At 44.2% G+C, this 13061-nt stretch carries 9 protein-coding genes; 7 read left to right on the top strand and 2 right to left on the bottom strand.

Features of this window, described 5'->3' with window-relative positions; genetic code table 11:
• Positions 1-13 precede the first annotated feature (13 nt).
• The 7 genes from KUV50_RS08040 to KUV50_RS08070 all read left to right on the top strand — a co-directional run bounded on the left by KUV50_RS08040 (position 14) and on the right by KUV50_RS08070 (position 9564).
• Positions 14-331: an MGMT family protein gene (locus KUV50_RS08040; protein ID WP_222579607.1), complete on the top strand. Its 318-nt coding sequence runs from the start codon at positions 14-16 to the stop codon at positions 329-331.
• A 308-nt stretch (positions 332-639) separates the two neighbouring features.
• Positions 640-2472: an oligoendopeptidase F gene (gene pepF / locus KUV50_RS08045; RefSeq protein ID WP_222579608.1), complete on the top strand. Its 1833-nt coding sequence runs from the start codon at positions 640-642 to the stop codon at positions 2470-2472.
• A 390-nt stretch (positions 2473-2862) separates the two neighbouring features.
• Positions 2863-3969, top strand: a complete 1107-nt coding sequence (locus tag KUV50_RS08050) for a DUF4856 domain-containing protein (RefSeq protein WP_222579609.1) — start codon at positions 2863-2865, stop codon at positions 3967-3969.
• Positions 3970-3974: 5 nt separating this feature from the next.
• Entirely contained in the window at positions 3975-5081 is a 1107-nt protein-coding gene (locus tag KUV50_RS08055; RefSeq protein ID WP_222579610.1) for an imelysin family protein, read from the top strand.
• Positions 5081-6484 (top strand): HTTM domain-containing protein, encoded by a 1404-nt coding sequence (locus KUV50_RS08060; protein WP_222579611.1) that lies wholly within the window; start codon positions 5081-5083, stop codon positions 6482-6484. Before KUV50_RS08055 ends, KUV50_RS08060 begins: the two co-directional genes overlap by 1 nt.
• Entirely contained in the window at positions 6481-8889 is a 2409-nt protein-coding gene (locus tag KUV50_RS08065) for a TonB-dependent receptor family protein (RefSeq protein WP_222579612.1), read from the top strand. Before KUV50_RS08060 ends, KUV50_RS08065 begins: the two co-directional genes overlap by 4 nt.
• 237 nt (positions 8890-9126) lie before the next feature.
• Entirely contained in the window at positions 9127-9564 is a 438-nt protein-coding gene (locus KUV50_RS08070) for a PepSY-like domain-containing protein (RefSeq protein WP_222579613.1), read from the top strand.
• 190 nt (positions 9565-9754) lie between these two features.
• Here the strand turns inward: KUV50_RS08070 and ilvA are convergent, their stop codons facing one another.
• Together ilvA and KUV50_RS08080 are read right to left on the bottom strand one after the other, a co-directional pair.
• A complete protein-coding gene (gene ilvA, locus KUV50_RS08075; RefSeq protein WP_222579614.1) occupies positions 9755-10987 on the bottom strand; it encodes a threonine ammonia-lyase in 1233 nt (410 codons plus the stop codon).
• Between the two features lie 91 nt (positions 10988-11078).
• Positions 11079-12719, bottom strand: a complete 1641-nt coding sequence (locus KUV50_RS08080) for an ABC-F family ATP-binding cassette domain-containing protein (protein WP_222579615.1) — start codon at positions 12717-12719, stop codon at positions 11079-11081.
• Between the last annotated feature and the right edge of the window lie 342 nt (positions 12720-13061).

A 13061-nucleotide genomic window follows, 5' to 3' on the forward strand; every position in this document is an offset into this window, starting at 1 on the left:
AACTAAGACAAAATTGGCAAAAAGCTATTACGAAGCGGTCTATGATATCGTAACCATGATCCCATACGGTCGGGTCACCACCTATGGCATTATCGCCGACTACCTGACACTGGGTTCTGCGCGGATGGTCGGGTATGCACTGCAACAGCATCATGCAGGCTATGGCTATATACCGGCACACCGAGTCGTGAATGCATCGGGTGTGTTGACCGGTAAAAATCGGTTTCCGCACCCAACCTATATGGCGGATGAATTGCGCAGCGAAGGGGTAGAAGTGGTCGATGACAAAGTGGTGGATTTTCAGGCCAAACTGTGGCGACCGGAAGGGTAGGAAAAGCCATGAGATGTTTTGGTGTTAGAAAGAGTAAGGCGCTGCCCGCATTCACAAGCCTTTGCGGCAAGCTCCTTCCCCCAGTTTGGACGAATCTTGTGGCGACTGCAGGATGGGTGAGCAGAGCGGCTTACACCACACCATTCCTATCCCAGTAAAGTCGTAGAGCTATTTTCATACTGGATATGCTCATTTCCTAATACCAGGGATATTCTACTAGAGTTCGACTACCTTTATATTTCAACAAATTCCCCATATCTTCGTTCTTCAATCTGAAATCATTCATCAGACACCTGAAAAAAAATAATATGTCAACATCCACGAAAACACCAACCTTCGACAGCCGTCTAGATATACCTACTGAATACAAATGGGATCTCACACCTATATTTGAAACAGTGCAAGACTGGGAGGAATCAAAAAAAGAAATTAAAAAAGACCTTAAAGACATCAGCCAGTTCAAAGGGAAGGTCATGAACTCACCAAAAAACCTGGGGGATACCTTGACTTTCACCACTGCGCTGCAGGAAAAATTGCGAAAACTGAGTTGTTACGCTTCACTATCATCCGATGAAGACATGCGGGTATCCCAGTACCAGGGAATGAAACAGGAAGTGAGTCAAATCTATTCTGCTTTTGCAGCGGCAGCTTCTTATATCGAACCCGAAATACTGGATGCAGATGTAACCACAATCCGCCAATATATTCAGGAAGATGAGCGCTTGCGTGATTTTGATTTTTACCTGGAAGACCTCATCCGGCAACGCCGCCACAAACGCTCCGATGAAGTAGAAAAAGTCATCGCACAAGCTTCACTCATGGCCGGCAATGCTTCTTCGATCTACAGCATATTCTCAAATGCTGATTTTCCATACCCGGAGGTAACCTTATCCGATGGAAACACTGTAACTCTAAATAACGCCAACTTTGCATTATACAGAACCTCCCCCGTCCGGGATGACCGGAAAAAAGTATTTGAGTCCTTTATGACGACCTTGAGTGGGTTCGAGCGCACCTTCGGAACCCAGCTTTATGGCAATCTTAAAAAAGATGTATTCTATAGCCGAGTTAGAAACTACAACAATACACTGGAAAGCTCACTGGATGAAGATCACATCCCGGAAGAAGTATACCACAACCTGATCAGCAACGTACAAAAAAATCTGTCTACTTTTCACCGCTACCTGCGACTGCGCAAAAGAATGATGGGCCTGGATAAACTTCATTATTTTGACTTGTACGCCCCTTTGGTTGATAATGTAGATCTGAAATATTCCGTGGATGAGGCTCAGGAAATAGTGCTCAAATCATTGGCTCCTTTGGGTCAGGATTATGTCAATGTGGTTGAGAAGTCCTTTGAAGATCGGTGGATTGACATGTACCCCAATAAAGGGAAACGATCGGGAGCTTATTCCAATGGCGCCATCTATGATACCCACCCCTACATTCTGATGAATTACAATGGAAAATATGACGATGTAAGTACACTGACCCACGAATTGGGGCACACCATGCACAGCTATCTGTCCAACAAAAAGCAACCCTTCGCCAAAGCCGATTATTCTATTTTTGTTGCAGAAGTAGCGTCCACACTGAACGAAGAACTTCTCAATGATTATCTTCTGGACACCATTACGGATCCCCAAGTGCGTTTGTCCATTCTTGGAAATTACCTGGAAGGTGCAAAGGGCACCCTTTTTCGACAAACACAATTCGCTGAATATGAATTATTGATTCATCAGATTACTGAAAAAGGCGAATCGCTGACCGGCGAAAAGTTGAGTGAACTCTACCTCGATCTGGTGCGTAAATATTACGGTCATCAGGAAGAAGTATGTCATGTGGATGAGAACATTCGGATGGAGTGGGCATATATTCCTCATTTTTACTACGACTATTATGTGTATCAATATGCCACTTCATTTACAGCTTCTCAGGCATTAGCGGAAAAGGTACTGTCTGGCGATCCCAATGCATTGGAGCGATACCTGACCTTTTTATCCTCCGGGGGATCTGAGTACCCGGTGCGTTTGTTAAAAAAGGCCGGTGTAGATATGACGGAGTCTCGTCCATTTCAGTTGACCATTCAAAAGATCAACCGAATCATGGATGAGATGGAAGAGATCCTGGCTGATGGTTGATAGTTGATGGTTAATTTCTCACTAATGCGGATTGCTTCAAATGATGTTAAATTAATTTTTTGATCCATCTAAAACGGGGGGGCAAAAAGTTCCAATTTTAAACGAGGTCGTATGCTCCCCTCAAACTCAAAAATGAACGGGAGTCATTATTTGCTTTACCGACAAAAAATACCGGTTTAGACATCCTTGACAGCTGTATCAAAATCGGCTGTACAGAGACAGACCATGAATTCGGATAACCTGCCCTGAATTCCTACAACGCCCTATTTACGGACACGTCAGTCCGTATTTACCACGGTATTATTTAGATTATTTCTAAAGAATTTCTTTGTTTTTGACCATTCTGCTTTATATTTGCATCCCTATTAATAATAAGTCTAAATAAATATCATGATTCGAAATCATCTTCTCACACTATCCTTATTAATATTGACCGGAATCTTTTTTACTTCATGTGAAAAAGAACCCCAAAACCCAGCATATGAAGTCCCTGCCACCTATAACTTTGAAAATGTGGATTATTCCGGACAAACCGATCGACTTGGCATGCTTTATGAATTGCAGGCAGAGATCAAAAAAGTTGCATCTGAGAATAAATCACTAGACAAAAGTCAATTATTGGCAATGTACACCAATGATCCCGATCTCGCCGGATGGCAAGGAAACTATAGTGAATCAAAACAACTCAAAAACAAAACTTTCCCAGCCTACCAAAATATTTTTACTGAAATTCTGGAAGATGCTGCTGACAAAAGTCAGAACATACAACCTGCCACGGAAGGCCAGGCCGGAGTCATCAGTAACAACACCGGAGACAGAAGCTATTATGTGAATGAAAATGGATTGGAGTATGCCCAGTTTGTAGCCAAAGGATTAATGGGTGCACTGCTTTACTATCAAGCAACCGCTCATTATCTGGGAGATGAAAAAATAAATGTCGACAACACAGAAGTTACTCCTGGAAAAGGAACCGCGATGGAACACCACTGGGATGAATCTTTTGGATACTGGGGTGTACCCACCGACTTCCCTCTAAACACAGATGGTTTACACTTTTGGGGTGCATACACAAAGGGTCGCAGTGGTCACCTGGGCATCAGCCAACCACTGATGGACGCCTACATCAAGGGACGTGCAGCTATTTCAGCAGGCGATCTCTCTACCAGAGATGAAGCCCGTAAAGAAATCAAAACACTCTGGGAGAAAGTAGCCGCATCATCAGCTATCCACTACATGAATGGTTCGCACACGGACTATGATGATATCGGAGCCCGTCTACACCAATTGTCAGAAGGCGTTGGATTTATTTTTGCCTTGCAGTTCAATGACCAGCGTTCTGCAAACCAGGACGAGATTTTTGACCTGATCGAAAAACTGGGTGGCTCGACAAATATTGAAGACCTGAACTTGTACCAAACCTCTCCGGAAGCCATCCTGGAAGTCAGGGATTGGCTGGCAGACCGGTTTGATCTGGAAGAGAAAAAAGAAGAACTGTAAATCACATGAACGCAACAAATCTGTTTCGCATAAGTAGATTTAGCATCATAGGAATATTAACCTTGTTGATTCTCCCGGGCTGCAATGACAGCCCGGGGATTCGCAATCAATGCAGCGTGGATTATGATCAAGAGGCGTTGTTTTCCGCTATTCTCCGCCATCAGATTACACCAGGATATGAAAACCTCCAAAGTCAACTCGATCAATTAAAGAATGACTTTGACGCTTTGCAATCGGATCCGGACCTGGCCAATCTGGACCGACTTGAAACTACATTTGCAGATGCCTATCAGGCCTGGAAAAGGGTAGAAATCTTTCATTTTGGTCCCGCTGAAGAACTCCAGGCACAGAGCTATTTTAATCTATTCCCGCTGGATGTGTTAACGGTTCAAAATCAATTATCTTCAGGGTTTGACTCCGAAAACAGCACCCAGTTTGACAAAGGGTTGCCTGTGCTCGATTATTTCATTTTTCACAAAACAAACCCACAAGATCGGTTGAACTACCTGCTACAATCCGATGTAAGAGCTTACTTTACAGCAGCTTTGGACAAGATGCGCTCAGTAGCGAACCAAGTCACAGAAGCCTATGGGGGTGATTATGGGGATCAGTTTACTACCATGACCGGAACGGCTGCCGGGTCCTCCTTATCCTTACTAATTAATGCCTTAAGCAAATTTTTTGAAGACAACCGTCGCAATCAGTTGGGTATTCCATCCGGAGCCCTTACGTTGGACATCCCCAACCCTGACAAAACGGAAGCATACTTTAGTGGCATCTCTTTAAACTTACTAAATAAGGGAGTGGAAACAGCACAGATGCTATATGAAGGAAAAACTAACAGTCCCGGAATCAAAGATTACCTGGAAGCGCTCGAAGATGAAGTAGACGGAGAAAAAATAGCCGATCAGATTTCAACCCAGTTTAACAAAATTAATCAAGCGATCCCCCCCCTCGAAAATCCACTGTCAAAAGCTGTTCTTGATGATAAGAATGATATAGCCGCTCTTTATCGTGAAATGAGTTCCCAAGTCATTAACCTGAAAACTGACTTGCCATCACGATTGTGTATTTCAATAACCTATGTAGACAATCCCAGTGATACAGACTAATGAAAAGTCCAAGCCAATATATCGACGATCTCAAAACAAAAGAGACGTCCATTGCCCCGCTGGTTATCTTCCGGATATTATTTGGGCTTCTAATGGCCTTCGGAGCCATACGTTTTATATTTTCAGGATGGATTGAAAAGCTTTATCTGGAGCCAGATTTCTTTTTCAAATTTTTTGGATTCGAATGGGTGCATGTACCCCAATCTGCCTGGTTATTATATGGACTGCACCTGTTGATTGCGACGTCAGCAATTGGAATAGCACTTGGGTGGAAATATCGATGGGCAGCGATCCTGTTCTTTCTTTCTTTTTCCTATGCGGAGATGATGGATGCCACGAATTACCTCAACCATTATTACCTCGTCATATTGGTTGCTTTCCTCATGATATTTTTACCGGCACACCGGTCATTTTCCATCGATGCCTTTATAAATAAAAGCATTCGCCAGAACAATGTTCCCCGACTCTACCTTGCGGTACTGCAGTGGCAAGTGGGTCTAGTTTATGTTTTTGCCGGACTGGCCAAAGTGAATTACGATTGGTTGGTTCATGCCATGCCACTGGCTGTATGGCTACCAGCACGCACTGATATTCCTGGTTTAGGTCTGTTGTTTGAACAACCTTGGGCACCTTTTCTCATGAGTTGGGCAGGTGCATTTTATGATTTGTTTATTGTTTTTTTATTGACGAGTAAAAGATGGTGGAAGGCAGGATATTTACTTGTCATCATTTTTCACCTTATGACCAAGGTGTTGTTCAACATCGGAATGTTTCCCTATATTATGATCTGCTTTACAACCATATTTATACCCGTCGTCTATCATCAGCGAAGTCTGAAGTTCCTCCGGAAGCTATTCGGCAAGATCAGGTCTGTGACAATATTAACGCCCCCGGTCAACGCATCGATTCCAAAAGTAGCTCCCATCAGCTCACGGACCAAAAGCTTGTCTCTGGTTTTTATGTTTTTTATCATCATACAGCTGATAGCTCCTTTAAGACATTTGCTATACAGCGGCAGCGTACATTGGAACGAAGAGGGGTACCGATGGTCGTGGCGCGTGATGTTGCTGGAAAAAGCAGGTACCGCTTTTTTTACCGTCGAAGATCTCCGGTCTGGCAGGAAGTTTGAGGTGGAAAATGACTTATTTCTTACGGCGTACCAGGAAAAACAAATGGCTTTTCAGCCTGATTTCATACTTCAATTCGCCCACCATCTAAATCAGCACTATATGAAAAAATTGGGCAGTGAAGACTTAAGAATTACTGTCCGGAGCCGGGTAAGCCTAAATGGACGCAAAAGTCAGACGCTGATTGATCCCCATACCGACCTGACAAAGATTCACAATACCTGGCTAAAGAAAAAGTGGATTCTTCCTTACGAACCTCAAATCACCGCACTATGAAGTATGTGTTCAGCTGCATAGTATTTTTGGGCTTCCTCGTTGGCGGACAGGCACAGTCGTACATTTTACAGTTTCACGACGCCCAGACCGGCGCTCCAATTTCGGGCGCGATGATCTACAGTGACCAGTTGGATGAAATGCCCATGAGTGGCATGGATGGCCGGATCACGTTGAGCATTGATTCTGCCGTATCGGTCATTTGTATGAAGGAGGGGTACCAAACTGACGAAATCCTTTTATCCAGTAAAGATTCCATTTACAAAGTGAACCTGACTGCCTTACAGATCAAGCTGGATGAAGTCATGGTCACGGAACAATATGAAAGTGATTTTAACAGCACAAAACTTCAAAACGTCGATGGTTTCGGGATCTATGCAGCAAAAAAATCAGAGCTGATCAATCTGAATAAACTCTTGACCAATAAAGCCAGTAATGTTGCCCGAGAGGTATACTCCAGCGTTCCAGGGCTCAACATATGGGAAAACGATGGTTCCGGTTTGCAGCTTAACATCGGAGCGCGTGGCCTAAACCCCAACCGTTCGGCCCATTTCAACACCCGTCAGAATGGCTACGACATCAGCGCTGATGCTTTGGGGTATCCCGAAAGCTACTACACACCACCATTGCAAGCCATCGAAAACATTCAAATGGTCCGTGGAGCAGCCAGCCTGCAGTTTGGACCACAGTTTGGCGGATTAATTAATTTTCAGCTTAAAGAGGGACCGCGGGACCAACCTTTTGAATTTTACAGTGAGAACACCTTGGGAAGCTTCGGCATGTTCAGCACGTACAATTCCATTGGAGGCCAGAAAGGCAACGTAAACTACTATGGCTATCTTTCCTACAAGACCGGAAAAGGATGGCGTGAAAATGAGAATTTTGATCAATGGGGAGGGTATGGGATGATCGATTGGAAGATAACGGAAAAATGGGATGTCAAGCTGGAACAAACGGCCATGAAATACCTGGCTCAGCAACCCGGGGGGTTGGTTGATTTTCAATTTAATCAAAACCCAAGACAATCCCTGCGGGACCGGAACTGGTTTTCCGTAAATTGGATGTTATCTGCCTTAACCACCGACTACCGCTTTTCCGATCACACGGCCTACAACGGTCGGTTTTTTTTCCTGCATGCGGGTCGGAAATCATTGGGTGATCTAAGCCCGGTCAATCGTCCAGATCCGGGTCGTGAACGTGAATTGATCGACGGAAGTTATAAAAACCTCGGTCATGAATCCCGGATCATACACCGGTACACCATCGGGAATCAATTGGCTACACTACTTACGGGAGTTCGGGTGTATCGTGGTCAGAGTAACAGTGACCAGGGTCTGGGTAATGATGGAGATAAACCTCATTTCCAATTTTTGAATCCCAAAGACCTGGAAACCGCTTCTTATAGTTTCCCCAGTTGGAACACCGCTGTGTTTGCCGAGCACCTTTTCAATATAAAAAATGGCTGGACACTGACACCAGGAGTCCGATTTGAATTCATACATACGGCCATGGACGGGTACTACAAACAACGCGTTCTTTCCGGAAATGAAGTCATCGTTAACAAGCGATTCAATGAAAATAAAAGCAACGGTCGTTCCTTCGCTCTTTTGGGATTGGGTATAGCCAAAAAATTAAATAATGAAACCGAAGCATACCTGAATTTTTCTCAAAACTATCGATCGATCAACTTCACCGATTTGGCAATTATTAATCCAAGTCTCAAGGTGGATAAAAGCATGAAAGACGAACAAGGTTTCAATGCGGACTTGGGGGTTCGGGGGTATTTGTGGGAAAAGATGTTACGGTTTGACCTCAGTCTTTTTTATCTCCGTTACAATGACCGGATCGGAATCTCATATCTGACCGAAAACGATCCACGCTGGGGGGATCGGTTAGTAACCTATCGCACAAATGTAGGTGATGCCCGGGTGTGGGGCATCGAGAGTTACCTGGAAGCCGACTTCGTTAATGCCTTGAATATCGAAAATAAAGCTGTTCGATGGCATGGTTTTTTGAACTTGTCAATGCTCGATGGCAAATACATTTCAGGAGGAACGGACGTGACTGGTAAAGAGATAGAAAACGTGCCGCCATTCAATCTTAAAACCGGATTGCAGTTTTCCTGGAAAAGGTGGAGTTTTAAATACCAGTACAACCTGACCCAACAACACTACAGCGATGCGACCAATAGCATTCAGGTTGCCGATGCCACCCGTGGTATCATTCCCACCTATTCTGTGATGGATACATCCATGAGTTTCCACTACAAAAACCTGTTGTTTCAAACCGGTATGAATAATCTTTTGGACAAACATTACTTTACCCGTCGTGCGCTATCTTATCCCGGACCAGGGATCATTCCGGCACCAGGACGTTCGATGTATCTGACGGTAGGCATTACACTGTAATTCAAGACAAACTATCGATAGATTTGTTAAATGATGTACAGTATCCGTCATCATTGAATATAAATTAATTTCCGCACGTTTGACGCAAATGTTAATTACGTTTTCAATTACAAAACATTAACTATTTACCGAAAATAGGATTTCAAATCCTCCCGTTTTAAGTTTGAAAATTAGGTAAATATCGAAACAGGATAACACCCCTGTTTTAATATTATTTTGTAACCAAATTCAACACATATGTTTGTTATTAAAAATTTGATGTTTTCAGTGATGGCCTTAGGCCTCGCAATGACAGCTAACGCCCAGGAGCAAACATTGCAAAAGGAAGAAATTCCTGTTGAAATTACCAGCTTTATTGAACAGCATTTCTCTTCCACTGAAGTGATGAATGCGAAGAAAGAGAAGGATGAGATGGAAGTGTCCTATGAAGTAGAACTCCAGGATGGAACAGAACTGGAATTTAATGAAAACAAGGAAGTTGTTTCGATCGATAATGATTCTCCACTTCCTGAAAGTGTGATTCCGCCCTTACTCCTGGATTATGTAAACAGTCAATATCCCGGCAAAAAAATCACAAGTTGGGAATTGGATGACAACGAACAGCAACTGGAACTTGATGATGACACAGAATTAGTGTTTGACACAGGCGGTAATTTTATCCGCGAGGATGATTAATGCCCGTAGTTTTTAAATAAACCAAATTTTAGGCAAATGACTTGCAAAATCCAGGACGGAACTTACGATCCTGGATTTTTTTATGTCATTCTGGGTTTGTTCTGAACACTTCCTGGATCCAGATCATGGTGAGTCAAAATAGCTTGACGTGGTGAATAATATAATATTACCACTACAGAATCAAGGAGAATTATTCCAAATGTGGACTTTTCACCGTTACTTTATATCCTTTTTCCCGCAACACGCGCAAAACTTCTTTGCGATGTTGAAAGCCTTTCGTCTCAATTTCGATATTAATTTCAACCTCATCTACCAATAATTCAGACCCGATCCGGGTATGCTCTACTTCTAGCACATTCGCGTCCAGTGCAGCAATATCCGTTAACAATCCTGCTAAATTCCCCGGCATATCAGGAACTTTCACCCACAGCTGCATGTACCTTCCGGCTGCAGTCATTCCATGCCGCAATATTCGCATAAGTAGAACCGGATCTACGTTCCCACCCGATAATACCGCGACTGCAGGTCCATCAATCTGCGTATTGTTAAGCAAATAAGCGACCGCCGCAGCACCTGCGGGTTCGACAACCATCTTACTTCGTTCCAGTATAAAGAGCATCGCAGTAGAGAGGTTGTTTTCACTCACGGTCACGATATCATCAACATGCGCCCGAATAATTTCAAAAGGAACCTTCCCCGGACACCCCACTGCAATCCCATCCGCCATCGTGGTCATTTTTTCCAAAGACACAGGATGTCCCCTAATTATAGAGGATGGATAAGCAGCAGCCTGCTCCGCTTGCACACCGATGATGCGCACATGCGGGTGCGTCGATTTGACCGCAGTAGCAATGCCAGCCAACAAACCACCACCACCGAGGCTGACTACGATGGTTTTTACTTCGGGACACTGTTCCAGGATTTCGAGTCCGCAGGTTCCTTGCCCCGCGACAATATCAGGGTGATCGAAAGGATGTATGAGTACGGCTCCGGTTTCGTGTCCAAATTTTTGGGCGTATTGGAGTGATTCATCGATGGTCCGGCCTTCCTGACGAACTTCCGCTCCGTAGGCTTCTGTTGCCAAAACCTTGGGAACCGAAGCCCCTTCCGGCATAAAGATGGTCGCGGAAATACCGAGAAGCTGGGCAGCCAATGCAACACCCTGAGCGTGATTACCGGCTGAAGAAGCAACGATTCCTTTTGACTTTTCCTGATCTGACAACCGGGCAATCCGGTTGTAGGCACCACGTATTTTAAATGAACCCGCCCGGTTCAGATTTTCACATTTTAGAAATATATCGACACCGGTTCGGGCGGATATATTCCGGCTTCGCTCTATCGGTGTTGGCTCAATGACAGATTCCAAAAGTTCCTTCGCCTTGTAGATGGCCGAAAGGGGAACGCTATTTTGTTTCTGCGCCATAAGTCACTGGAGGTTGATTACTTCCTGCCAAGATACAAATATTAGTCTGGTGTGCGACAAGCACTTATGCGGATCCAGAACGAAAAGCTATTTACACCCCAGCTTCCACACCGTACTTCTCATCTCGGAGTGCTTTAACCTTTTCATCGGCAAAGTATTCTTCGACGGTGGTCAGTCGGTCAATAATACCATTGGGCGTCAGTTCGATCACCCGGTTGGCTACGGTTTGCATAAATGTCTGGTCATGAGATGACAATAACACAATGCCTTTGTAGGTCACACACTGTTCGTTAAATGCCTGAATACTTTCCAGATCCAGGTGGTTGGTCGGCTGGTCAAGTATAATACAGTTGGGGTTCTGCAGCATCATTTTACTCAACACACAGCGTACTTTTTCGCCCCCGCTGAGCACACTGGTTTTTTTGAAGACTTCTTCACCGCTGAAGAGCATTTTACCTAGGAAACCACGTAAAAAAGGCTCGTCCACATCGGTCACATAGTCCGGGACATACTGACGAAGCCAATCCATCAGATTCATCTCCTCACCAAACAAATACGTGTTTTCAAACGGAAGGTATGCTTTGGTAATCGTAACGCCCCATTCATAGGAACCCTTATCAGCATCCTCCTTGTCATTAATGATTTCAAAGAAATGCGTAACGGCTAAGGGATCCTGGCTGATAAAGGCTATTTTATCATTCTTTTCGATGGTAAAGTTCACGTTATCGAATAGTGTTCGGCCATCGACTGATTTCGAAAGATCTTTTACCGTCAGGATTTGATTACCGGGCTCTCGTTGCATTTGAAAAATAATGCCCGGGTATTTCCGATGACTCGGTTCGATATCTTCGATTTTTAGTTTTTCAAGGGCTTTTTTCCGGGAGGTAGCTTGTCGGGATTTCGAAGCATTGGCACTAAACCGTGCAATAAAATCCATCATGGCCTGTCGTTTCTCCTCGACCTTTTTATTCTTATCCGCAATCTGTCGGGCCATTAATTGTGAACTTTCATACCAAAAGGTATAATTTCCCGTGTAGACTTTCACCTTTTTGCGGTCTACATCCGCCACATGGGTACACACCGAATCCAGAAAGTGACGGTCGTGACTGACGACCAAAACAATATTGGGGTAATCCGCCAGGAAGTTCTCCAACCAGTTGATCGTTTCCAGATCCAATCCGTTCGTCGGCTCATCGAGCAGAAGAATATCCGGATTACCAAACAGCGCCTGCGCCAATAGAACCCGGACTTTCAGATTCCCAGGAACATCTTTCATCAAGGTTTGATGAAATTTTTCAGCGACACCGAGACTGCTAAGCAGGTTGGCTGCTTCGCTCTCTGCTTCGTAGCCACCCATTTCACCAAATGCCTCTTCCAACTCACCGGCACGCATCCCGTCTTCTTCCGAGAAATCAGCTTTACTGTAGATTTCTTCCCGCTCTTTGGAGACTTTCCAGAGCTCTTCATGGCCCATCAATACCGTATTCAATACCGTGAATTCATCAAATTGGAAGTGATCCTGCTTTAGAACTGCCATACGTTCACCCGGTGTGATTTCCACGGACCCTTTGCTGTATTCTACCTCGCCGGAGATTATTTTAAGAAACGTCGATTTTCCGGCGCCATTCGCACCAATCACGCCGTAGCAATTACCTTGGGTAAACTGCACATTAACTTCATCAAATAGGACACGAGTCCCGAAAGTGAGGGTGAGATTTTTAACGCTGATCATAACTGACTTCTATTTTTTGAAAATGGGTGCAAAGATACGGAATTAATTGTGAATTGTTGATGGTAAATTGTTGAAAATGAATTACGAAATGACTGTTGGGGCACTTCGGTATGGTTATTGGCAATTGAAAGAATTAAGCTGAAAGAGGGGTTGTTTGATGGAGGCACAGCGAGGGATTTGTAAGCCTTGAGGGCGCGAAGCAACCGTGGGATTGTAAAGCCCGTTTTGAAAGGAGGGTGGGAGCATCTCATACCATCAAGTGACTTCTCACATCAATGGAGATTTTTTCTCATTTTGTAAAAAAACATCCTCCACTACGTAGTACCACGTACATAAAGTCCA

This window comes from Membranihabitans marinus (genome assembly GCF_019802045.1).
In the GTDB taxonomy this organism is placed as follows: Bacteria; Bacteroidota; Bacteroidia; order Chitinophagales; family Saprospiraceae; genus Membranihabitans; species Membranihabitans marinus_A.

What these genes read in the sequence shown, in the direction of transcription:
- pepF (WP_222579608.1), top strand. Translation starts at nt 640, where the DNA reads ATGTCAACATCCACGAAAACACCAACCTTCGACAGCCGTCTAGATATA.
- KUV50_RS08050 (WP_222579609.1), top strand. Translation starts at nt 2,863, where the DNA reads ATGATTCGAAATCATCTTCTCACACTATCCTTATTAATATTGACCGGA.
- KUV50_RS08055 (WP_222579610.1), top strand. Translation starts at nt 3,975, where the DNA reads ATGAACGCAACAAATCTGTTTCGCATAAGTAGATTTAGCATCATAGGA.
- KUV50_RS08060 (WP_222579611.1), top strand. Translation starts at nt 5,081, where the DNA reads ATGAAAAGTCCAAGCCAATATATCGACGATCTCAAAACAAAAGAGACG.
- KUV50_RS08065 (WP_222579612.1), top strand. Translation starts at nt 6,481, where the DNA reads ATGAAGTATGTGTTCAGCTGCATAGTATTTTTGGGCTTCCTCGTTGGC.
- KUV50_RS08070 (WP_222579613.1), top strand. Translation starts at nt 9,127, where the DNA reads ATGTTTGTTATTAAAAATTTGATGTTTTCAGTGATGGCCTTAGGCCTC.
- ilvA (WP_222579614.1), bottom strand. Translation starts at nt 10,987, where the DNA reads ATGGCGCAGAAACAAAATAGCGTTCCCCTTTCGGCCATCTACAAGGCG.
- KUV50_RS08080 (WP_222579615.1), bottom strand. Translation starts at nt 12,719, where the DNA reads ATGATCAGCGTTAAAAATCTCACCCTCACTTTCGGGACTCGTGTCCTA.